This window comes from Hydrogenovibrio sp. (genome assembly GCF_965140365.1).
GTDB lineage: Bacteria > Pseudomonadota > Gammaproteobacteria > Thiomicrospirales > Thiomicrospiraceae > Hydrogenovibrio.
This window is the reverse complement of the sequence record NZ_OZ223196.1, coordinates 505,882-528,492: the sequence shown is the minus strand read 5'-3', so window position 1 is coordinate 528,492 and position 22,611 is coordinate 505,882. Positions and strand designations below refer to the sequence as shown.

The 22,611-nt window shown below is 50.5% G+C and carries 17 protein-coding genes; 6 read left to right on the top strand and 11 right to left on the bottom strand.

Annotation, left to right across the window (positions count from 1 at the left end; genetic code table 11):
- Window positions 1–21: 21 nt before the first annotated feature.
- From glgB to hldE, 7 genes are all read right to left on the bottom strand, one after another.
- Complete coding sequence (gene glgB / locus AC0KH7_RS02485; protein WP_472370390.1) at window positions 22–2,202, bottom strand: 1,4-alpha-glucan branching protein GlgB; 2,181 nt, start codon at window positions 2,200–2,202, stop codon at window positions 22–24.
- 2 nt (window positions 2,203–2,204) lie between these two features.
- Window positions 2,205–3,578, bottom strand: coding sequence for a 4-alpha-glucanotransferase (gene malQ / locus AC0KH7_RS02480; RefSeq protein ID WP_472370388.1), 1,374 nt, complete (start codon window positions 3,576–3,578; stop codon window positions 2,205–2,207).
- Window positions 3,579–3,610: 32 nt separating this feature from the next.
- The gene (locus AC0KH7_RS02475; protein WP_472370386.1) at window positions 3,611–5,338 is read right to left on the bottom strand and encodes a glycoside hydrolase family 57 protein; all 1,728 of its coding nucleotides are present in this window, start codon (window positions 5,336–5,338) and stop codon (window positions 3,611–3,613) included.
- A gap of 31 nt (window positions 5,339–5,369) precedes the next feature.
- Complete coding sequence (glgC, locus tag AC0KH7_RS02470; protein WP_472370384.1) at window positions 5,370–6,638, bottom strand: glucose-1-phosphate adenylyltransferase; 1,269 nt, start codon at window positions 6,636–6,638, stop codon at window positions 5,370–5,372.
- Between the two features lie 65 nt (window positions 6,639–6,703).
- Window positions 6,704–7,672, bottom strand: coding sequence for a glucokinase (glk, locus tag AC0KH7_RS02465; protein WP_472370382.1), 969 nt, complete (start codon window positions 7,670–7,672; stop codon window positions 6,704–6,706).
- Between the two features lie 59 nt (window positions 7,673–7,731).
- A complete protein-coding gene (locus AC0KH7_RS02460; RefSeq protein WP_472370380.1) occupies window positions 7,732–8,289 on the bottom strand; it encodes a D-sedoheptulose-7-phosphate isomerase in 558 nt (185 codons plus the stop codon).
- 19 nt (window positions 8,290–8,308) lie between these two features.
- The gene (hldE, locus tag AC0KH7_RS02455) at window positions 8,309–9,730 is read right to left on the bottom strand and encodes a bifunctional D-glycero-beta-D-manno-heptose-7-phosphate kinase/D-glycero-beta-D-manno-heptose 1-phosphate adenylyltransferase HldE (protein ID WP_472370378.1); all 1,422 of its coding nucleotides are present in this window, start codon (window positions 9,728–9,730) and stop codon (window positions 8,309–8,311) included.
- Window positions 9,731–9,808: 78 nt separating this feature from the next.
- On the opposite strand from hldE, the gene AC0KH7_RS02450 reads away from it, so the two are divergent.
- The 4 genes from AC0KH7_RS02450 to AC0KH7_RS02435 all read left to right on the top strand — a co-directional run bounded on the left by AC0KH7_RS02450 (window position 9,809) and on the right by AC0KH7_RS02435 (window position 13,704).
- The gene (locus AC0KH7_RS02450; protein ID WP_472370376.1) at window positions 9,809–10,468 is read left to right on the top strand and encodes an acyloxyacyl hydrolase; all 660 of its coding nucleotides are present in this window, start codon (window positions 9,809–9,811) and stop codon (window positions 10,466–10,468) included.
- A gap of 75 nt (window positions 10,469–10,543) precedes the next feature.
- Window positions 10,544–11,479 carry a KpsF/GutQ family sugar-phosphate isomerase gene (locus AC0KH7_RS02445; RefSeq protein ID WP_472370374.1) on the top strand — a complete coding sequence of 312 codons (936 nt, stop codon included), beginning with the start codon at window positions 10,544–10,546 and terminating at the stop codon, window positions 11,477–11,479.
- Between the two features lie 12 nt (window positions 11,480–11,491).
- Complete coding sequence (locus AC0KH7_RS02440; protein WP_472370372.1) at window positions 11,492–12,823, top strand: 3-deoxy-D-manno-octulosonic acid transferase; 1,332 nt, start codon at window positions 11,492–11,494, stop codon at window positions 12,821–12,823.
- Window positions 12,824–12,879: 56 nt separating this feature from the next.
- On the top strand, window positions 12,880–13,704 hold the full coding sequence (locus AC0KH7_RS02435; RefSeq protein WP_472370370.1) for an HDOD domain-containing protein: 825 nt from the start codon (window positions 12,880–12,882) through the stop codon (window positions 13,702–13,704).
- A gap of 35 nt (window positions 13,705–13,739) precedes the next feature.
- On the opposite strand, the gene hemN is transcribed toward AC0KH7_RS02435, so the two are convergent.
- On the bottom strand, window positions 13,740–15,122 hold the full coding sequence (gene hemN / locus AC0KH7_RS02430) for an oxygen-independent coproporphyrinogen III oxidase (RefSeq protein WP_472370368.1): 1,383 nt from the start codon (window positions 15,120–15,122) through the stop codon (window positions 13,740–13,742).
- A 141-nt stretch (window positions 15,123–15,263) separates the two neighbouring features.
- Window positions 15,264–17,480 (bottom strand): bifunctional 23S rRNA (guanine(2069)-N(7))-methyltransferase RlmK/23S rRNA (guanine(2445)-N(2))-methyltransferase RlmL, encoded by a 2,217-nt coding sequence (gene rlmKL / locus AC0KH7_RS02425; protein ID WP_472370366.1) that lies wholly within the window; start codon window positions 17,478–17,480, stop codon window positions 15,264–15,266.
- Between the two features lie 150 nt (window positions 17,481–17,630).
- Here rlmKL and AC0KH7_RS02420 point away from each other — a divergent pair, with 150 nt between their 5' ends.
- Complete coding sequence (locus AC0KH7_RS02420; protein ID WP_472370365.1) at window positions 17,631–18,854, top strand: lytic murein transglycosylase; 1,224 nt, start codon at window positions 17,631–17,633, stop codon at window positions 18,852–18,854.
- 107 nt (window positions 18,855–18,961) lie between these two features.
- Window positions 18,962–19,135, top strand: a complete 174-nt coding sequence (locus AC0KH7_RS02415) for a hypothetical protein (RefSeq protein ID WP_472370363.1) — start codon at window positions 18,962–18,964, stop codon at window positions 19,133–19,135.
- Window positions 19,136–19,175: 40 nt separating this feature from the next.
- Here AC0KH7_RS02415 and lspA read toward each other — a convergent pair whose 3' ends face one another.
- Together lspA and ileS are read right to left on the bottom strand one after the other, a co-directional pair.
- On the bottom strand, window positions 19,176–19,706 hold the full coding sequence (lspA, locus tag AC0KH7_RS02410) for a signal peptidase II (protein WP_472370361.1): 531 nt from the start codon (window positions 19,704–19,706) through the stop codon (window positions 19,176–19,178).
- Window positions 19,707–19,748: 42 nt separating this feature from the next.
- The gene (ileS, locus tag AC0KH7_RS02405; RefSeq protein WP_472370359.1) at window positions 19,749–22,580 is read right to left on the bottom strand and encodes an isoleucine--tRNA ligase; all 2,832 of its coding nucleotides are present in this window, start codon (window positions 22,578–22,580) and stop codon (window positions 19,749–19,751) included.
- Between the last annotated feature and the right edge of the window lie 31 nt (window positions 22,581–22,611).

The following is a 22,611-nucleotide window of genomic DNA, read 5'->3' as shown; positions in this document are numbered from 1 at the left end:
GACGTTATTTCTCTCCAAACATTAGCGTTGTCGTCTCAACACCACCGCCCCCAAAGGCGGTAACATTAAAGACGTCGAATAAGGTAAATTCATCCAGGCCTGGTCATCACTATGCAACTGTCCACCATTACCCAGATTGCTGCCGCCATACACTTCCGCATCGGTATTAACGATTTCTTCATATACACCGGCTTCCGGCAAACCGATACGATAATTATCCCTCGGCACCGGCGTGAAATTGAACACGCAAATCAATTTTTCCGTATCGGAAACCCGCATAAAACTCAACACCGACTGCTCATAATCATGACAATCAATCCATTGAAAACCTTCTGCGTCAAAATCATGCGCATACAAGGCCGACGACTCTCGGTAAAGATGATTCAGGTCCCGCACCAGCAGTTGTACACCACGGTTCGCACTCTGATCACATAAATACCAGTCCAACCCTCGGCTTTCACTCCACTCCTGCCATTGCGCGAACTCCGAACCCATAAACAATAACTTTTTGCCAGGATTCAACGATTGGTACGCCATCAGCAGACGCATATTAGCCATTTTTTGCCAATTATCCCCCGGCATTTTGCTGACCAGCGCGTGTTTGAGGTGCACGACTTCATCGTGCGACAACGGCAAAATAAAGTTTTCCGAATAGGCGTACATTTGGCTAAACGTTAACTGATTATGATGGAAAGGCCGATACACAGGGTCCTTTTCGAAAAAATCCAGCGTATCATTCATCCAACCCATATTCCATTTCATGGAAAAGCCTAACCCGCCCATCCAGGTGGGACGCGACACCATTGGCCAGGAGGTCGATTCTTCCGCCATCATGACCGTGCCTGGACATTGTGAATGCACCTCGGCATTCAGTGTTTTTAAAAACTCAATCGCTTCCAGGTTTTCCCGTCCGCCATATTCATTCGGCACCCAATCTCCTGCCTCGCGCGAGTAATCCAAGTACAGCATCGACGCCACCGCATCCACTCGCAATCCGTCAATATGGAATTCTTTTAACCAATAGAGCGCATTGGCCAGCAGAAAGTTGCGCACTTCGTTACGACCAAAGTTGAAAATATAGGTTCCCCAGTCACGGTGTTCACCTTTTCTTGGGTCTTCATGCTCGTACAGTGCCGAACCGTCAAAGCGCGCTAGGGCAAATTCGTCCTTTGGAAAGTGCGCCGGCACCCAATCCAGAAACACGCCGATGCCGTTTTGATGGCAATGATCCACAAAATAACGGAAGTCGTCCGGCGAACCGAAACGACTGGTGGGCGCATAATAACCGGACGTCTGGTACCCCCAAGATTCATCCAAAGGATGCTCGGAAATCGGTAGTAACTCGATATGGGTATACCCCATCCAATTAACGTATTCCACCAAACGGTGAGCGGCTTCCCGGTAGTTCAAAAAATGGCCGTCGTGATCGCGTTGCCAGGACCCCAAGTGAACTTCGTAAATATTCATTGGGGTCTGCTGCCAATCGAAACTTTCCCGTTGAAGCATCCAATCTTGGTCCTGCCATTCAAACGCGGTCTCACTGACCACGGATCCCGTTAAAGGCCGCACTTCCATTTGTTTGGCAAACGGGTCAGTCTTCACCAATGAATGGCCCGTGCGCTGGTTGCGAATTTCAAACTTATAAATATCGCCGGCTTGCAAACCCGGAATAAACAACTCCCAGACCCCGGAGGTACCATTGGTGCGCATGGGATGGCGTAGGCCATTCCAGCCGTTAAAATCGCCAATTACCGACACACGATTGGCGGCGGGTGCCCAAACCGCAAACTGAACACCGTGAATACCGTCTATCTCTTTAACCTGAGCGCCCAATAAGTCATACAACTGCCAATGTCGGCCTTCGGCATACAGATGCAAATCCAACTCTCCCAACTGCGGCCAAAACGTGTACGGAGATACCGCCGAATAACTCAACCCATCCGCTTCGCGCCAACTCACTTCATAGTGTGCCGGCAATGCTTTCTTTTGGGTGGCGGTCAAGGTTCCCACAAACAAGTCACTGCCTTCAATGCGACTCAGCTTAATATCGCCATCAACCTCGGCCGACTTCGCGGTGGGCAACCATTCGCGAATCTCCCAGGCCTGGTCGGTTTGATGCACTCCCAACACCTGAAAAGGGTCATGATGCGTGCCATCCATCAAGCGTTGTAAATCCATTTGTGATACGGTTTTTTGAGTCATAATTACTCTTTCTCGTCTGAGATTAGCGGAATTTTTCCATTCCGTTCACTGGCCGTCACTAACGTAGCGATTCGACTGGCCAAAGATTCGGTCAATTGTTCCGGGCTTAATTTCCAAAGCCAATTACCATCCACGGTGCCGGGCGTGTTCATTCGGTCTTCATTTCCCAGCTCTAAAAAATCTTGCATCGGAATCATGGCTAAATACGCAACGGAGCTCAACGCCGCTTCAACCACCGGCCAAGGCATGGGTTCTTGTGAGTTTGGCAACTGTGACAACACCCAATGACGATACTCCTCACCTTCTAAAGAGGCCCACCAACCCAGCGTGGTGTCATTATCGTGCGTACCGGTATACACCACGGAGTTTTCCACCTGTTCCGACAAGGCATGCGGGTTATCCGGCAAGCCGTTAAAGCCGAATTGCAACACCGACATCCCCGGCAAGTCGAACGCTTCTTTCAGCGCCACCACTTCCGGCGTAATGATTCCCAAGTCTTCGGCCACCAAAGGCAGCCGCGGGAACTCAGCCTGCAAAGCCTTCAAGAAAGCCTCACCGGGTACTTTGACCCAATGGCCGTTTATGGCGGTTTCTTCACTGGCATCAATTTCCCAGCAAGCTTCTAAACCACGAAAATGATCGATACGAATCAAGTCGAATAACTCAAGCGCCCCTTCTACCCGCTGCAACCACCACTGAAAACCGTCTTCCTGCATCGCTTGCCAATCATAATGCGGGTTCCCCCAGCGTTGACCTGTCTCGGAAAAATAATCGGGCGGCACCCCCGTCACCACGGTTGGCTGCCCGTTTTCATCCAATTTAAACAAGTGCGGGTTGGCCCATACATCGGCGCTATCGTAAGCCACAAAAATCGGCATATCGCCAAACAATTCAATGCCTTTCGCATTAGCAGACTGCTTTAAAGCCAGCCAGTTTTTCAGCAACACATATTGTTGTCGTTTTAAAAAGTCAATCTGCTCGGCATGCGTCAACGCAAAATCCATCAATGCTTGTTTGCCGCGATTCCGGTATGCAGTGGGCCAGTCGGCCCAAGAAGCCTGGTTGAAATGATTCCGTAACGCCATGAATAAAGCATAATTTTCAAGCCAGTGCGGGGCGTCAGCTAAAAAAGCCAAATAGTCGGTTTCATTGATTTGGTCCTGCCAGTCCTCTGGCAACAACGCCGGATTCATCGCAAAAGCCGACACACTTTGATAAGGCGACAAACCTTGCACCGGTTCGGTCAAGGGTAACATCTGCCAAACCGTTAACTTGGCCGCTTCCATCCACTCCAAAAACCGCCAGGCCTGCTCGTCGATTTTGCCCGACGGCAAGGAGGTAGGATGCAGCAATACGCCGGCTTGTCGTTGTCTCATATGGCCGTGCCTCTTATAAAACCCCTAAGGGTTTAATTTCGCCGCATGGTGCCGGCATTTTCCATATCGCCGCCACCATAAGACAGTGGAATGGAGAGTTGTTCAGGCGGTTTTTCGCCCAGCAAAATAAACAGTTTTTCGAGGTGACGCCGGAACAGTTGATCAAAGTCTTTCACGCTCCCCGACGGGTTATAATCACCGAACCACCAAAACCAGTCTGAGCCTTCACAAACCGCCAACTGTTCTGTCGCCAGGCGAATCTCCTCTTCCGACAGTTTGCCGGAAGCCATCACCTTGTCAAAGGTCAACTTAGCATCCACCAGCAAATCCCATCCAGCGTTCTTGTCTGGCTCCCCAATCCAGGTAGAAAAAGAACCATACACCCAACTACCGGCTTTCAAAACCGGCAAATGCCGCGGTCGAACCCCGCTTTGCAGAGCATCGGAAAACGTCGTCATTTCCACCTGAGGGTGATCGACCAAGGTTTGATACAAGGCCGATAAAAAGTGATAGGCATTGTCGGGATAATATTCCCAAGCATTTTCACCATCTAAGATGACCGACACCACATAATCTTCCACGTCTTCACCCAAAGCTTCAGCGATGTTGTGCAGATTATGGGCAAAGTTATTAGCGGCATCCTGAGGACTCCAATCCTTGTACTGAAAACCAATTAAATCCGATAAGCCATCGTCACGGAAAAACAACGCACAATTCTGAGTAGCATGTTGCAGGGGCTGATACAAAGCCCGTTTAGAAGCGATATCATGATGATCCAGGTGCGACGCCTCACATGAATGGCGCCACACCCCTTCGCCCGAGGCTGTCCAGTCAATTTCGTAATGATCCAGCAAGCCGATGGCCGCAGCGCTGACCGCGCCTTCCGACAACCAAACCCCTTTTGGCTTGGTGCCGAAATATTCTTCAAACACCTTAAAACCATGTTCCATATGCCATTTAGCGCGCTCATAGCCGTCCGGATAACATTCGGACTCCGGCATTGGCGAATGCGGCTGAGCATCTTTCATGCTATCAAAATCAATCAACAACGGAACGATCGGATGCCCATAAGGCGTCATGGAAATCTCAATCTGACCGGTTTCCATCAGTCGCCGATATCGCGGAATCACACCTTCAATCGCATCGGCCATAACATCAACCATCATTCTTTGGTCTTTTGCTGTAAAGTGAACACCGTTTTGTCCGGTTTCAATCAAGGCTTCAACCCGTTCGTCATCCTGGCGCAGACTTTGCCCCATCCAAGCTAAGTGGTACCACATCAGCAGATCAATAAAATATTGTTCATTGAAATACGACAAACAAGCGGCTTCTTCGAGCGTAGTGGCTTCATCACAATTGGACATATCCAACAACCGGCGAAAGGCCGGAAACGTATCGATCATGGTTGGCGCATACGCTTTCTGGCAGGCCTGAACAATTTCGAGTCGCTGAGCCAGATCATCGGTCACCGAAGTTTCACCCGACACCCAATTCAACAAAGCGTCCTGAATATGGGTTCCGGAGTGTAGCCAACTGCGCATTTGCTTGGCATAGTCACCCAACTGTTCAAGTAACACCGGCGCAAAATTCACCACCACTTTCGCTTCGGGTAACTTTTCCAGGTGCGCCACCATATCGGTGTAGTCCTTGATCGCGTGCAAATACACCCACGGCAAACGATATTCACCATTCAGTCCATCTCGATAATGCGGTTGATGCATGTGCCAACACAGCACCAATTTAATTTTTTTCGGTTCCATAACAGGGATCTAATCACCTAGTTGAGCATTCTTAACGAGTAACGTGCAATTTTTGTCCAAGCATTTCCGGCGTTACCAACACAATACCAGAAGATTCCTCAACATAAAAACGTCTTTTATCGTCTTCCAAATTTTCACCAATAATCGTGCCTTCAGGAATAATACTTCCTTTATCAATAACGGCATTTTGGATACGGCAGTTTCGCTGCACTTCCACTCTTGGCAACAACACCGAGTCTTTGATGAGAGTATAACTGTGAATGCGCCCACCACTGGAAATCACCGAACGCTTGATACGCGCACCGGAAATAATACAGCCACCCGCAATCATGGAGTCAATCGCTTCACCACGCCGACCTTCGTCATCAAAAATAAACTTAGCCGGTGGCATTTGGGCTTGATAGGTCCACATCGGCCAATCTTCATCATACAAATTCAACTCCGGTGTGACCGAACATAAATCCAAACTGGCTTTCCAGTAAGATTCAATGGTACCCACATCTCGCCAATAAACCGGCTTATTATCATCATCCTGAAACGGAAACGCCCGCACATGCCAATCGGCAATCACCGATGGGATGATATCCTTACCGAAATCCCGTGAGGAGGTCATGTTATCGGCATCTTCAATCAGTTTTTCAAACAAGAACTCGGTGGAAAACACATAAATCCCCATCGAGGCCAGTGCTTTATCGGGTTTTCCCGGTATGGCTTCCGGGTCGGCTGGCTTTTCGGTAAACTTGGTAATTTCCAGGTTGTCATTAACCGACATGACACCAAAACCGGTGGCTTCCATTCTTGGCACCTCAATACATCCGATCGTCACATCCGCACCGGATTCAGCGTGGTCATAGAGCATTTTACTGTAATCCATCGAATAAATATGATCCCCCCCCAGCACCAACACATATTCCGGCGTATGGCGGCGTAGGATATCCAAGTTTTGATAGAGCGCGTCCGCCGTGCCTTTGTACCAGCCCTTATCCACTCGCTGTTGCGCCGGCAATAACTCGACGAACTCACCAACTTCATATCGCATAAACGACCAGGCCCGCTGAATGTGTCGAATCAGGGAATGGGATTTATATTGGGTCAATACACCAATTTTACGAATCCCAGAATTCACGCAATTGGATAAGACAAAATCCACGATACGATACTTACCGCCGAATGGAACCGCCGGTTTCGCGCGCCATTTGGTTAAATCCTTCAAACGGCTTCCTTCTCCTCCGGCCAACACCAAAGCTAATGTCTTACGGGTTAAATCCGTTGCGGTTTTTGTTTCACAGTAATACTTCATCCTTTCATATCTCCTCTCGATCCATGCAACCGAAAATAGTTTCGACAAACCATCTAGGCACTCCGTTATACAGCGTGTTCGACAATCATTCTTTGTGCTTGTTTGACCGCACCGAGTAAACCGACCGATTCATTGACCACCAGATAAACCGGAAAGGTTTCGACAATTTTTTTCATACGCCCCTTATTTAAGAAAGCATGGATAAACCGCGGTTGCGTCATCCAATCCTGTATTTTCGGCGCAATTCCCCCGGCGACAAAAATCCCCGCCTGAGACTCCCAAATCAATGCCGCATTACCAATGTAAGCGCCATAAATTTCAACAAACGTATCCAATGTCTGCACAGCAATCTGCTCGCCCTCCAAAGCCGCCTGATGAATATCAGCGGCATTAATGCCGCGTTTACCGTGGCCATGCGCTTGAATACTGTAAAAGAAGTAGAGGGTTTCCAGGCCTTCGCCGGACAGCAGACGTTCATAAGAAACATGCGGCCATTTTTTACGCAGCCAGGCGAGAATTTTGTCTTGTTCGTTGTTGAGCGGAGCAAAATCCGCATGCCCCCCTTCGGACGGCTGCGGAATAAAATAACCATTACAGTTTTTGACTGGCGCAACCCCTAAGCCTGACCCGGCACCAATCACCAAGCGGTTACCGGAAGGATCATACTGCCCCTCCTGCAAACACACGAGGTCTTCTGATTGCAAATCGTCGATTCCCAAGGCCGCAGCATAAAAATCGTTGATAATCTCCACACGGTCAATGCCGCACAAAGTTTCCAAGGCATCCGCGTCCACGGTCCAGGGTAAATTGGTTAGTTCAACGCGCCGACCTTTAACAGGGCCCGGCAAACCTAAGCAAGCCGCGTCAATGGCAGGTAAGTCGAATTCGGACAGGAAGGCTTCAATTAAAGCCGTTAGAGAAGAAAAATCCGCACTGAGATAGCGTTTTTCGGCCAAAGAAAGATTTTTGGTCGTATCCGATGCACGCAACAACACTTTCGTCGCTCCGACATCCGCCGCTAGAATATATGACATTGAGCACCCTCAAAACAATCGTACATACAGGAGGCCCAAGATGTAAAAATTAGAACCTCCTATCCAAATACCTCATCCAGCCCTTCGCAAAGAAGATGACTGATAAAGCTGTGTGCTTCCTGTATTCGAGCAGTTTCATTGGAATCCACCTGAAAACAGAAATCCGAAATCTCGGTCAATACGGTCGGCTGATTGCCGGTCATGGCCACCGTCACACACCCAAGGTCGCGGGCTTTTTCAATGCCTTTTACGACGTTTGGGCTACGACCCGATGTCGACAAGCCAATCACAACATCCCCAGGCCTGGCCAAACCTTCTATTTGACGGGAGAACAGGGTTTCGAATTCAAAGTCATTGGTGTGCGCGGTTAAAATCGAGCTATCGGTCGTCAAAGCCACCGATGCGAGGGGCGCGCGGTTCTTCACATAGCGCACCATCAGCTCCGCGGCCATGTGCTGAGCATCCGCCGCACTGCCGCCATTCCCCATCCACAAAACTTTCCCACCGTCATTGAGGGACTGAACAATTCTATCAACCAGTTCTGTAAGTATTTGTGACGATTCAGTTACAGATTGTATGGCTTTTTGATGCGCTTGCAAAGCATGTTCTAAGTTCATTACACGTTTTTTCCACTTTTCATTCTTGCGCTTGAATTTTGTCCACCATATTGGTGGTGGAATACCCATCCCAAAAAGACAAAACAGCGACTTCCCCGCCATTATCCCACACACACTGCGCACCGGCGATTTCGTCCGGTTTGTAATCTCCGCCTTTGACCAAGACATCCGGTTTCAATTTACAGATCAGGCGCTCCGGCGTTTCCTCACCAAACGGCACCACCCAGTCGACGCAACTCAAGGCCGACAACAATTCCATCCGGCCTTCCAACGACACAATCGGCCGACTGTCACCTTTCAATTGTTTGACCGATTCATCAGAATTCACGGCCACCACCAAACGATCGCCGGTTTTCGCGGCTTCGTTCAAATAACGTACGTGCCCGCTGTGTAGCAAATCAAAACACCCGTTGGTAAAGACCACCTTCTCACCCTTTTCCTGAGCAATACGAATCAGTGCCGCCACCTCATCTTCCGACATGGAGACATAGCCCTGATGTCGTTGAGAAGCATACACCTGCTCTTCCAGCTCCACCCGCGTGACCGTAGAGGTGCCGACTTTACGCACCACAATACTGGCCGCTTCATTCGCCAAGCGCACCGAATCGGGCAAACTCATACCACTGCCGAAAGCCGTCGCCAAGGTCGCAATCACGGTATCGCCTGCGCCGGTGACGTCAAACACTTCCTGCGCCTGTGATTTCAACAACGTCGTTTTCGCACCTTGCTCCACCAACGCCATACCATGTTCGCTTCGCGTCACCAATAAAGCTTCAATATCGATGTCACGAATCAGTTTTTCACCACGCTCCACGACATCCTGTTCCGTTGGACAAGCGCCGACAATCAATTCAAATTCACCCTGATTGGGCTTCACTAAGGTCGCACCACTGTAACGTGTAAAATCATCGCCTTTCGGATCAATCAAGACCGGTACATTTTGCTGATTGGCCACCTCAATCATTTTTTCGACGTACTGCAAAGCCCCTTTGGCGTAATCCGAAATCACCATCACATCGAACTGCGCGACTTGAGACGCGACCAAATCGGCGAGTGCCTGAGCATCTTTTTCCGGCACGGAATTTTCAAAATCCATCCGAATTAATTGCTGGTGATGGCTCAGTACGCGCAATTTACAAATGGTGCCCGCCTCGGAATACACCCAATCCGAGGCCACGTCGGCCTTTTGCAATACCTGAGACAACTGCTCTCCGAAACTGTCTCGTCCGACAATGCCCATTAACTGAACTTGGGCCCCCAAGTCAGCAATGTTCAACGCCACATTTGCGGCGCCACCGGCCCGGACATCTTCGTCGGCCACTTTGACCACCGGTACCGGGGCTTCAGGTGAAATACGGCCAGCGCGTCCGGACCAATACTGATCCAACATGACATCGCCGACAACTAAAATCTTGGTTTTGGAAAAATCGTGCATTTTCATGGATTGATTAGATTAAAATATCGAAAGCTTTTATTATGATTTAAAACTCTGACATAAGTCTAACAGGATTCTATTTTAATGTTCGTTTTTAACCCGACTTTACGGTCACTTTTCATTGCTCTCGCCTTGCTGTTCGCCATCACCACTCCAAAAGCACACGCCGACAGCTCCAACAGTCTGTTAATGAACCTCACCATCATCGGAGCGATCGGATCCTTCGGTTATGCCTGCTACGAAGGGCAAGCGCCTTGCTCATTCGATCCAAGCCTAAACACCGACAAGCTATCACTGAGTGTTGACGTTGGTGCTGACAACACCATCCAAAATAACCGTATCGCCTTCGGGGCCGACTGGCAAAAACCATTATTCGACAACCAACATTTTCGGATTGGCGGACGCTGGGAGGTCAATGCCAATTACTGGTACTCCACCGACAAAGATGCCGAAAACAAAAGCGGTTATATTGTCGGCCTGACCCCTGTATTTCATTACATTTGGAAAACCGGCCAGGTCAAACCTTACCTGGAACTGGGCGGCGGCCCGCAATACCTGTCGGACGTCACCATCGAAAATGAATTCAAATCCACCCAGTTTCAATTCGGCAGTATTTTCGGTCTGGGAGTGCAAAGTGACCAGTTCGAAATCGGTTATCGCTACTTGCATATTTCCAACGCCAATATCGAAACACCGAACCCTGGCACGGATTTTCACAATTTACACATTGCCTATAAGTTTTAATACGGCAAAGCATCTGCTTTAATATTAGGGCTGAACCGATTATCAGCCAATCGAACACATCCGCAAAGGAAAAACATGAGCGCTATCGACATCGCAAAACGGGTTTTCGACATTGAAGCCGAAGCCATCACGCACTTGAAACAACTACTGGATGATCATTTCACTCAAAGTGTCGACGCCATTCTGGCGACACAAGGACGACTGGTTATCTGCGGCATGGGAAAATCCGGACTCATTGGTAAAAAGATCATGGCCACCCTCGCCAGCACCGGCACACCCTGTTTTTTCATGCACCCGGGCGAAGCCTTTCACGGCGATTTGGGCATGGTCTCACCTGAAGATGTGTTTCTGGCCATTTCCAATTCCGGTGAAACCGAAGAAGTCATCAAACTGATTCCGTTTTTGAAAGACAACGGCAACATCATCATCTCCATGACCGGGCGACCGGAATCGACCTTAGCGAAAAATTCCGAATTCCATTTGAACATTGCGGTACCGCAAGAAGCCTGCCCACACCAACTGGCCCCAACGTCTTCCACGACCGCCACCTTAGTCATGGGCGACGCTCTGGCCGTGGCGCTGATGGAAGCGCGCAACTTTCAACCGCAGGACTTTGCCCGCTTCCATCCCGGCGGCAGCCTCGGGCGCAAACTGCTCACCCGCGTCAAACACGAAATGAAGTCGGAAAACCTACCGTTCATTCCCGCCACGGCCAATATGAAAGAAATCATTCATGCCATGACCGACGGGCGGCTTGGATTGTGCATTGTCAACGACGGCGAAGGCATCATCACCGATGGCGATTTACGCCGCCAAATGGAAGAAAACACCGACACTTTCTTGCAAAAGACCGCCGGTGAAATCATGAAACGCCAGCCGAAAACCATTGAGGCCGATGCCCGCCTATCGGATGCCGAGGAAATGATGACTCAACAGAAAATCACCTCCTTGCTAGTCTCAGATCAGAACCGCATTGTCGGCGTTATTCAAATTTACGACCTCAACCGATAACGACGGCTGACGATGGGACTTTGGCTTTACCGACTTCTATTATTTTTGGCGTTTCCACTGATTGCCTATTCCGGCTGGAAGCGCTGCCGGAAAGCCGATAGACTCGCTCGTCAGGAAAGCGATTATGCGCCGATTCCGCAATGCTTTCGCGCCCGGTTCGGCTGGAACACGCCATCATTTCAAAAAGGCGGCATTTGGATACACGCCGTTTCCGTCGGCGAAACCCGTTCAATCTTCCCCCTTCTGACGGAACTGAAAGCACAATATCCAAACCTGCCCATCACTGTGACCAGCGGTTCAACGCAAGGGGCGCAGCAAGCCTTACGCTTCGCACCGGTGCCGATTCAGCATCAAATGATTCCATACGATTATCCCGGAGCGGTACAACGTTTTCTGGACAACATCGCTCCCAAACTGGTGATTATGGTGGAAACCGAAATCTGGCCGAATTTATACCAGGCCTGCCATGACCGCCAGATTCCATTGGTGCTGGCCAATGCGCGCATTAAAGAAAAATCGTTTCAGGCCTACCGCAAATGGGGCGGTCGCCTAATTGCCAATGCGCTGAATCAAACCCACCTGATTGTCAGTCAATTCAAAGCGGATACAGACCATTTGATTGCATTGGGGGCAAGCAAAAATCGTATTCAGCAGCTCGGCAACCTCAAGTCCGATATTCATATCCCGTCCGATTTAGCCGAAAACGCCCAGGCCTGGCGAAAAAACGCCCATTCCGAAACGCGCTTTATCTGGGTGGCCGCCAGCACGCATGGCCCGGTGAAAGAAGGTCAGGTTTCTGAAGAAGAACTCATGTTAAAGGCTCATCGGACTTTACTGAAATCCACCCCGAACGCGTTATTGATTTTGGTGCCGCGACACACTGACCGTTTTGCCGAAGTCGGCCAATACCTCAAACAATCCGGTTTAAACACGGCCGTGCGTTCCCGCGGAGACCTTATCAATTCCGACACCCAAGTCTACTTGGCCGATACCATTGGGGAATTAATGCTTTGGTTTCAAATCAGCGACGCCGCCTTTATTGGCGGCAGCCTGGTTCCCTTCGGCGGCCATAACATTCTGGAGCCCGCCGCGCTGGCCAAACCGGTGCTGTCTGGACAATACCACATGAACTTACAGGCGCTTTACGACACCTTCAAAGACGACAACGCCATCTCGATCGCCGATGACGACGCCCAGCTGGGTGAACAACTCGTCTTATTTGCTCAAAACCCGGAACAACGTCAACAATATGCGCAACGAGCTCACGATTGCTTTAAGAAACAATCCGGCGCTCTACCACGCTTTATGGACGCCATCAAACCCTTGTTAACCCCACCGCCCTAAAAATTCAGACGCCATAACCCATAACATAAAAAATACTTACAGGTCCAGATTGCACTATGTCATTAAAAAATCAAGTCGCTGTTGCTCGACAACTGCTTGTTAACTACCCGGTTGTGACCATCCCTCAAGAAGTGATAGCCTTGCGCAAGCTGCTCGATTCAGATGAATTTCCAAACCCAGCCAAAATCAAAGAGCAAGTCGCCACCAGCCCGGCCTTAGCAGGTGATTTAGTCGCGTTGGCCAATAAGTTGAGTCAGCAGAAACCACAGCCGAAAAGCATTCAATCCATTGACGCGGCCATCAATTTTCTCGGCCTGAAAAACATCAAACACTATGTTCTCTGTGTACAACTTCAAAAAATGCTCGATGCCGGCCCGGTACAAGGCTTGTCTTATCACAGCGTCGTCATTGCCGATATTCTGGTAAAACTAACCAAAAAGCTGAATTTACTCAATACGGCCGAAGCCTATATGTTCGGGTTAGTGCATGATATCGGCACCTTTCTGTTTGCCGAGCTCGACAAACTGCACCCGGAAACCTTTGTGGCGAGTCTGGTAAACCATTACCAAGTGCACCAAGACGAGTACGCCCGTTTCGGCACCACACACAGTGCGGTGGGTTATGTCATGACCAAAGATTGGGGATTGAAAGACGACGTCTGTAAAGCGATTTTGCTGCACCATGAAAACGACTTGAACCGCATCAAAGACCCACACATCCGCCAGCTGACAGCCATGTTGGAATTGGCCCACGTCTTAGCATTGGAAAATAAGAAAGACATTCTCGAAACCGAATTACCGGTACTGTATGAAGACACCATTCAGGCCTTAGAGTTGACCGAAGACGACATTAAACAGATTCGTCGCCAGGTACACCCTTAAAATCGCACAGAAGCGAGAGCGGCCTAAATCAAATCTCAAATCACTTTCGAAAAACGGTTTTGTGCATCCGGTTTTAAATAGGCATCGAACACCATGCAAATATTGCGGATCAACAAGCGGCCGGCCGCCGTGACATACAGATCCGTTTCCGTCAGCTCAATCAAGCCATCTTCCGCCATCGGCACCAGCTTTGGTAGGGCTTGCTCAAAATACTCATTAAACACGATACCCCACTGCTGTTCCACTTTGGCAAAGTTCAAATGGAAGTGGCTGATCAAACGGGTAATCACATCCCGTCTCAACTCGTCGTCTTCCGTCAGAGCCACGCCGCGAAACACCGCCAAATGCCCGGCATCAATCGCCGCATAATAGTCGTTTAACGACTTGTAGTTCTGCGCATAGGTATTGTTGATCAACGAAATCGAGGTCGCCCCCATCCCGATCAAATCACATTCGGCGTGGGTGGAATAGCCTTGGAAATTGCGATACAGGGTTTCGTTGCGTTGTGCCACCGCCAACTCATCGTCCGGCTTGGCAAAATGGTCCATCCCGATGTAAACATAGCCGGCCTCCAGCAACCGGTTGGTGGTGGCATGCAAAATCGCCAGTTTTTCATCCGGCGACGGCATATCGGCTTCGTTCATTTTCTTTTGGGTCGGGAACATGCTCGGCATGTGAGCGTAGTTGAATACCGAAAAACGGTCCGGTTCCACCGCCAACACCTTATCCAAGGTCGCCATAAACCCGGCTTCGGTCTGATGCGGCAAGCCATAAATCAAATCCACGTTCACCGACATAAACCCGGCTTCTCGCGCGCCTTCCAACACGTCAAAGGTTTGTGCTTCGGTCTGAATGCGATTCACCGCTTTCTGCACTTTCGGGTCAAAATCCTGCACCCCAAGGCTCATACGGTTAAAGCCCAGGTCGCGCAACAATTTGACGGATTCTTTATTCGCTTCGCGTGGGTCGATTTCAATCGAATACTCGCCGGAATCATCGTCGTGGAGATTAAAGTGTTGGCGCGTCACCGTCATCAATTCGCGCATTTCATCCATATTGATGAAGGTCGGTGTGCCGCCACCCCAATGCAACTGATCCACTTTACGGTTGGGGTCGAACAGTTTGGATTGCATTTCGATTTCGCGATACAAACGTTGCAGGTAAGGCGTGGTTTTGCTGCGGTCCCGCGTCCAAACCTTGTTACAGGCACAGAAAAAACACACCGTATCGCAAAACGGGATATGGAAATACAACGACAGATTACGGTCCGAGGCATTACTGCGCTCGGCCGCCGCCTGATATTCGGGAATGCCGAAGGATTCGTCAAACTGCACCGCCGTCGGATACGACGTGTATCTCGGTCCGGACTGGTTATAGCGTTTAATCAAATCTTCGTCGAATCGAATACTCTGTTCCATACGGGTTTCCTATCGCTTTATCGTTATGAGCGGCCGCCATCCTAAAAGACCGTATCGCGGCATTCTAACAAAAAAAATTTCACGCGCCCGACGACGCTTATCAGACTTAATGTAAATCAAGCTTTTGGCTTTAGAGAAACGTCATTTCGCCGAAAACACCCAGGCCTGGTGGATTTTCGGGTTACGGGCAAAATCCTTCGGCAAGGTACGTTGAGTGATGTTTTCAATGGTCCAATCGTCGGCAAAGGCCGTTTGATCGAGCTTGAACTTACGCAAATTGTTCGAGAACACCAAATGCCCGCCCGGCGCCAACAGTTTCAAGGTTTTACGGATTAAATCCACATGATCACGCTGAATATCCAAGGTGCCTTCCATACGTTTGGAGGTCGAAAAGGACGGCGGATCGAGAAAAATCACATCAAAGGTCTCGGACGGGCTTTTAGACGAACCATCGGTTTCCTTATCCAACCACTCCAAGACGTTTTCCTGCTGCAAACGGTGCTGACGTTCATCAATGTCATTACACATGAAATTATGCTTGGCCCAGTACAGATACGTTTTCGACATATCCAGACTCAAACTGCTTTTGCACCCGGCTTTGACCGCTTCCGCCGTGGCACTGGCAGTGTAACAGAACAGGTTCAACAAACGTTTTCCGCTGGCCAGCTTGGCCACTTCACGGCGCACGTCTCGGTGGTCCAAAAACAAGCCCGTATCCAAATAATCGGTAAAATTGACGCGAACTTTGGTTTGGTTTTCCACCACTGTAAAAAAGGCTTTCTGCTCGTCCATTTTCTCGTATTGGTCCTGGCCTTTTTGCTGGCTTCGCACCTTGAAAACAATGCGTTCCGCCGCCACGTCAAACACCTCCGGCAGCACGGACAAAGCTTCATACAAACGGCGTTTGGCCTTGGTCGGGTTCACCGTTTTCGGCGGCGCGTATTCGGCCACCACCACCCACAAGCCACTTTCCAGCGTATCGTACAAATCAATCGCCAGGGCATATTCCGGGATGTCGGCATCGTAAACGCGGTAGGCGCGAATGTCCTGCTGCTTAATCCAGCTCTTTAGCCCTTTCATGTTCTTGCGAATACGATTGGCGACCATGCGAGCATTGTCGGATTCGGCCAATTCAGGCTGCAAACGTCGAACTTGAGAGACCAAATCCGACTTGACCTGCAAGGCCGGTTGGCGAAAGAGGCTTTCGTCCAAATCAAAACGGAACAAGCGGCATTCCATGGCCCCGTTATAAAAGTCGTGCGACCGTTTTGCCTTAATGCCCAAGTACATGCCCAGTTCGGTGTTGCACGTCAACACCGCCGCTTTCCAGTCTTTGAATTCCGACTTCAGGTATTCACCCAGCTGCATGTAAATTTGCTTAACCGACTCTTCATCGCTCAGGCGCTCGCCGTAAGGCGGGTTGGTTACAATCAGACCGGTTGGCCAATCGCCCCATTTGCGACCCTGCTCAACACTCATTTGTTTAATCTCAATCACATCGTCGTAGCCAGCGGCTTGAATGGCTTCTCGGGCAATGTCCAACGATTTATGAGAAATGTCCGAGCCGTAAATCATCGGCAAATGGCGCAAACCTTCGGTTTCACGTTGTTCGGCTTCTTCAACCAGATTTTCCCAAAGGACTTCGTCGTGCCCTCGCCAATAGTTCAACAGCATTTCACCGGATTTGGCCAGGCCTGGTGCCGCATCGGACGCCATCATCGCCGCTTCGACCAAAAAGGTACCGGAACCGCACATGGGGTCGTACAAAGAACCACCGCGTTGGGCGATTTCCGGCCAATTGGCCCGCATCAAAATCGCCGCCGCGACATTCTCCTTCAGGGGTGCTGTGACCTGCATGCCTTCGCGATAGCCACGCTGGTGCAAACTGTAACCGGCCAAATCCAAACTCAGCGTCAAATGGTTACGATTGACGTGACCGTGCACACGAATGTCCGGCGTGGTGGCATCCACCGATGGACGCGTTTGGTAACGTTCGCGAAAGTAATCGACAATGCCGTCTTTGATTTTCAGAGCGCCGTAATGGCTGTGTTCAATCCCCAGCCCTTTCCCGGTGAAGGACACCGCAAAAGTACCGTCTTGCGCGAGATGCTGAACCCAGTCAATGCTCGCCACCTGCTCACTCAAGGCTTCCTGATTCGGCACCTCGGTTTCCAGCAGCACATAATAGACCCGGTTGGCCAGACGCGACCAAAGGCAAGTCCGGTAGCCCACGTCCAAAGGCCCTTCAAAGGTCGCGCCTGTTGGCTGAACTTTGATGTTTTCCGCGCCAAAACGGGTCAACTCTTCACGAAGCAGCTCGTTCAAACCCGGCGGAGACGTTGCAAAAAAACGACACATTGAAATTACCTATCGACAAAAACGTTATTTTACTGCATTACGACCAACCACTTTAGTAAAATGGCCTTCCTATGGCGACATTATTAGAACGCACTTATATAAATAACACTATACAAAATGCACTTTTGAACATCGGCTTATGATTTTTTTATGACACGCATCACACAACTCTTTTTCACGATTTTCGTAGCATTTCTGCTGACGCTCTCGCCGGCCATGGCTTATGAGCCACCACCACAATCCGACGCCGATTTCCAGGCCTGGCTAAAAGACTTTAAAAAACAGGCCCACCAGGATGGCATTTCCCAACAAACCTTGAATAAAGCCTTCAAAAACGTGCATTTGAATGAACGCGTGCTGGAGTTGGATCGTCGCCAACCCGAGTTCACCCGCACTTTTTGGCAATATTTCAACCGCGCCGTCACCGACTGGCGCATTGAAACCGGTCAAAAACTGTATGAAAAATACAAACCGCAACTGCAAGAAGTCACGCGCGAATATGGCGTTCCCGGGCGTTTCTTAATTGCTTTTTGGGGCATGGAAACCAACTTCGGCGGTTACACCGGCAACACCCCGATTATCGAGTCGCTTGCCACTTTATCTTACGACCAACGTCGCTCCGAGTTTTTCCAGAAAGAGCTCATGGCGGCTTTGCGCATTATCGACCAGGGCCATATCGATCCGGCCCAAATGAAAGGCTCTTGGGCCGGCGCCATGGGACAGTGTCAATTCATGCCCAGCAATTATTTACGCTACGCCGTGGATGCCGATAACTCCGGCAAACGCGACCTTTGGAACAGCCTGCCAGACGTCTTTTTTTCCATGGGAAACTTCCTGAACGAATTGGGTTGGCAGCGTGAAGAAAACTGGGGACGAGAAGTCACCTTACCGGAAAACTTTGATTTGGCCCTGGCCGACGGGCGTACCAAACGCCCATTGGATAAATGGCGTCAACTCGGTTTAAAACTGGCCGATGGACGCCCGTTACCGGAAGCCGACATGGAAGCCGCTTTACTCTTGCCGTACGACTACCGTGGACCGGCGTTTTTGGTGTTCGATAACTTCGACGTGATCAAACGTTGGAACCGTTCCGACAGCTATGCGCTCGCCGTCGGCCACCTGGCGGATCGCATTGTCGGACGTCCGCCACTGAGCAAAACCGCCCCGAAAGACGACAAATCTCTCACCCGCGACCAAATCAAAGAATTGCAAGAACGCTTGGCCCTGGCCGGTGAAGACATCGGTAAAATCGACGGGATTGCCGGCAGCAAAACCCGCAGCGCGCTACGCGCTTTCCAACTGCAAAATGGTTTACCCGCCGATGGTTACCCATCTTACCGTATGCTGAAAATCTTACAGAAAACCGTTCGCTAGTCGATACAGTCATCAACACCCTTAAAGCTAGCTCGATGGCGAATCGAGCACAATCGGCTATAATGGTCTTTAAATGACATTTCAAAACGTTAGACAGGTCAGCGGACATGCTCAAAACACCCAAACCCGATGTGTGTGAACAACCGGCCTACTTATTCTGGAAGCTACAAAGCCGCCTGACCAAACTCGCCAATCAACTGGAAAAGTCCGAAAAAGCCAAACAGCAGGCACAACAAACCAAGCCAACGTCATCACAGACATCAGACGGAAATAAACGCTGAAATAAACCAAGAAAGTAGGAAAAAGAAAAGCCTCAAAGGCTTAGGATTCGTCGCCTTTCACAGCGCGTGCACGCTTTTCACGTCTTGGCTTTAACCAGAACTCGGACAGAATCAACAACCCCGCCCCGATATTAATCGCCATATCCGCCACATTGAAAGTGGCGTAATGCCAGGAACCGATATAGAAATCGACGAAGTCGGTCACGCGACCGAACAGAATCCGATCAATGACATTACCGATGGCACCGCTCAGAATCAGGTTGATGCCGACGGTTTCCGCACTCCAAGTCTTCGGCAATTTCGACAACCAATACAGCAAAGCACCGCTCACGCCCAGCGCCAACCCGGTGAACAGCCAACGCTGCCAGCCGCCCATATCGGCCAGAAAGCTGAAGGCCGCGCCGTAGTTATAGACCAACGTGAAGTTCAAATGCGGCAAAATCGCCAGCGGCTCACCCAATGCCAACCCGGTATTGGCCCAGTATTTAGTCAACTGATCCAACACCAACAGCACCACGGCCAGCCACAGCGTTTTCAGCGCCGATTGGGAAAGAGAGGTTGAATGCGTCATAAACGATACGTCATTGGTTAAACCGACCAGGCCTGGTCGGTTTTAAGCAAACTGACGCTGCTCCCCTTCACCATAAACATTATCGATACAACGTTGGCACAAATCCTCATCTTCACTGTGAGAACCCACATCTTCGCGATGGTGCCAGCAACGACCGCACTTCGGTTTATCCGCCGCTCCGGCAGCCACCCACAACCCATCCACATCGGTGGTGACCGCCGTGTCGGTTTTTTGCGACACCGGCTTCACGGCGGCGTAAGAGGTAATCAGGACAAACCGCAATTCGTCCTGCAAAGCCTGAATCTGCTCGAGCAGTTCGCCATCCGCATACAGCGTCACTTCGGCCGTCAAAGACCCTTTGACCACACCGTCATTTCGCAGCTGTTCCAACTGTTTGGCCACCGCCGAGCGCACGTCCATCATGCGCGCCCAGTAAGCCGAATTCATTGACTGTGTTTCGTCCAATGCCGTCAGGCCATCGTACCACTGCTCGGTAAAGATGGTGTCCGAACGCTCGCCCGGCAACGACTGCCAAATTTCCTCGGCGGTGAAGCTCAAAATCGGCGCAATCCAGCGCGTCAAGGCTTCCACGATATGATACAAGGCGGTTTGCGCGGAACGACGTGGCAAACTGTCTGCCTTACAGGTGTACTGACGGTCCTTGATCACATCCAGATAAAACGCACCCAGTTCAACGGAACAGAAGTGCGTCACGGCCTGATAAATCGTATGGAAATGATAGGACTCATAGGCCGCTTCCACTTCCTGTTGAATCTGCGCGGCTTGACCAACCGCCCACTGATCCAACGGCAACATCTCGTCATACGGCACGACATCGGTTTTCGGGTCGAAACCGTTCAGGTTTGCAAGCAGGAAGCGCGAGGTATTACGGATACGACGATAAGCGTCCGCGGTGCGTTGGATGATTTCATCGGACACCGTCATTTCATAACGGTAATCCGCCGCGGCAATCCACAAACGCAGAATATCCGCCCCGAATTTGTTGGCAATGTCTTGCGGAGCCACCACATTACCTTTCGACTTCGACATCTTCTTGCCGTCTTTATCGACGGTAAAGCCATGCGTCAGCACCTGCTTGTACGGCGCTTCGCCACGAATCGCCAAGGACGTCAACAAAGACGACTGGAACCAGCCACGGTGTTGGTCGGACCCTTCCAGATACAAATCCGCTGGCGTCGTTAATTCATCACGCTGGTCCAGCACGGTGAAGTGTGAAATACCCGAATCGAACCAAACGTCCAGAATGTCGGTGACCTTTTCATAGTCGTCCGCTTCCGCGCCCAACAAGACTTCCGGCTCCAGGTCGTACCAGGCATCGATGGATTTTTCTTCCACCATCTGCGCCACTTTCTCCATCATTTCAACGGTATTCGGATGCATGGTCCCCGTGGCTTTATGGATAAAAATCGGGATTGGCACACCCCAGAAACGCTGGCGGGAAATACACCAGTCCGGACGGCCGTCCACCATCCCTTCGATACGGGCTTTCCCCCAATCCGGCACCCACTCCACTTTTTGAATGGCATCCATGGCCTGTTCGCGCAGCTGGCCTTCCGTCATGCTGATGAACCATTGCGGCGTGGCACGGAAAATCAACGGGGTTTTAGTTCGCCAGCAGTGCGGATAACTGTGCACAATCGCTTCGTGATGTACCAAGGCCTGATGTTCCTGCAACACCTCAATCACATGATCGTCGGCCTTAAGGACATTTTCGCCTTCGAACAGCGGCGTGCCCGCGACATAATTGCCACGGCCATCCACCGGACAGTCCACTTCCAAATCGTATTTCAAACCGACCGCGTAGTCTTCCTGACCGTGCCCCGGAGCCGTGTGAACACAGCCGGTTCCGGCATCAGTGGTGACGTGGTCGCCCAGAATCAGCGGCACAATGCGGTCGTAAAACGGATGTTGCAGACGGATCAACTCAAACTGATCGCCACGACCATAAGCAATGACGCGATAGTGTTCGAAGCCCCATTTGTCCATACTGTCTTTTAAAAGCGCTTCGGCCAGGAACAGACGCTCCGGCCCGTTTTCGCCTTCCACCTGCACCACGGCGTATTCCAATTCCGGGTTGATCGAGACCGCCTGGTTGGCCGGCAGCGTCCAAGGCGTCGTGGTCCAAATCACCACCGATAATGGGCCTTCACCCACTTGCGCTTCCACATGATGACAACGCTCGAAAAACGCGGTTTCATCCAGCACTTTGAAGCGCACATCGATGGCGTGAGAACGTTTGTCTTCATACTCCACCTCGGCTTCCGCCAAGGCGGAATGCCCGCCAACACTCCAGTAAACCGGTTTGGTGCCTTTCATCAAATGGCCGTTTTCGACGATTTTCGCCAAAGCACGGATTTCATTGGCTTCAAACTGGTAATCTTTGGTCAAATAAGGCTTATCCCAATCCGCCACAACCCCCAGACGTTTGAAATCCGTCATTTGCGCATCCACTTGCTTTTGGGCGTAGTCGCGGCAGGCCTGGCGGAATTCGGTGGCATCGATTTTCTGGCCGACTTTGCCTTTTTTCTTCTCGACATTCAACTCAATCGGCAAACCATGGCAATCCCAGCCCGGCACATAAGGCGCATCAAACCCGCTCAAACCTTTGGATTTGACGATCATATCCTTCAGCACTTTATTCACCGCATGACCGATATGAATTTTACCGTTGGCATACGGAGGCCCGTCATGCAAAATAAACTTCGGACGCCCCGCCATAGTGTCACGCACCTTGCGATACAGGTCGGCCTGCATCCAACGTTCAACCTGTTTCGGTTCCCGATTCGGTAAATTTCCGCGCATCGGAAAATCGGTTTCGGGTAAATTTAATGTCGGTTTGTAATCTTTTGTCATGTCGATAACTTCAGTTTAGATTTTTAAAAAT

What these genes read in the sequence shown, in the direction of transcription:
- glgB (WP_472370390.1), bottom strand. Translation starts at nt 2,202, where the DNA reads ATGACTCAAAAAACCGTATCACAAATGGATTTACAACGCTTGATGGAT.
- malQ (WP_472370388.1), bottom strand. Translation starts at nt 3,578, where the DNA reads ATGAGACAACGACAAGCCGGCGTATTGCTGCATCCTACCTCCTTGCCG.
- AC0KH7_RS02475 (WP_472370386.1), bottom strand. Translation starts at nt 5,338, where the DNA reads ATGGAACCGAAAAAAATTAAATTGGTGCTGTGTTGGCACATGCATCAA.
- glgC (WP_472370384.1), bottom strand. Translation starts at nt 6,638, where the DNA reads ATGAAGTATTACTGTGAAACAAAAACCGCAACGGATTTAACCCGTAAG.
- glk (WP_472370382.1), bottom strand. Translation starts at nt 7,672, where the DNA reads ATGTCATATATTCTAGCGGCGGATGTCGGAGCGACGAAAGTGTTGTTG.
- AC0KH7_RS02460 (WP_472370380.1), bottom strand. Translation starts at nt 8,289, where the DNA reads ATGAACTTAGAACATGCTTTGCAAGCGCATCAAAAAGCCATACAATCT.
- hldE (WP_472370378.1), bottom strand. Translation starts at nt 9,730, where the DNA reads ATGAAAATGCACGATTTTTCCAAAACCAAGATTTTAGTTGTCGGCGAT.
- AC0KH7_RS02450 (WP_472370376.1), top strand. Translation starts at nt 9,809, where the DNA reads ATGTTCGTTTTTAACCCGACTTTACGGTCACTTTTCATTGCTCTCGCC.
- AC0KH7_RS02445 (WP_472370374.1), top strand. Translation starts at nt 10,544, where the DNA reads ATGAGCGCTATCGACATCGCAAAACGGGTTTTCGACATTGAAGCCGAA.
- AC0KH7_RS02440 (WP_472370372.1), top strand. Translation starts at nt 11,492, where the DNA reads ATGGGACTTTGGCTTTACCGACTTCTATTATTTTTGGCGTTTCCACTG.
- AC0KH7_RS02435 (WP_472370370.1), top strand. Translation starts at nt 12,880, where the DNA reads ATGTCATTAAAAAATCAAGTCGCTGTTGCTCGACAACTGCTTGTTAAC.
- hemN (WP_472370368.1), bottom strand. Translation starts at nt 15,122, where the DNA reads ATGGAACAGAGTATTCGATTCGACGAAGATTTGATTAAACGCTATAAC.
- rlmKL (WP_472370366.1), bottom strand. Translation starts at nt 17,480, where the DNA reads ATGTGTCGTTTTTTTGCAACGTCTCCGCCGGGTTTGAACGAGCTGCTT.
- AC0KH7_RS02420 (WP_472370365.1), top strand. Translation starts at nt 17,631, where the DNA reads ATGACACGCATCACACAACTCTTTTTCACGATTTTCGTAGCATTTCTG.
- AC0KH7_RS02415 (WP_472370363.1), top strand. Translation starts at nt 18,962, where the DNA reads ATGCTCAAAACACCCAAACCCGATGTGTGTGAACAACCGGCCTACTTA.
- lspA (WP_472370361.1), bottom strand. Translation starts at nt 19,706, where the DNA reads ATGACGCATTCAACCTCTCTTTCCCAATCGGCGCTGAAAACGCTGTGG.
- ileS (WP_472370359.1), bottom strand. Translation starts at nt 22,580, where the DNA reads ATGACAAAAGATTACAAACCGACATTAAATTTACCCGAAACCGATTTT.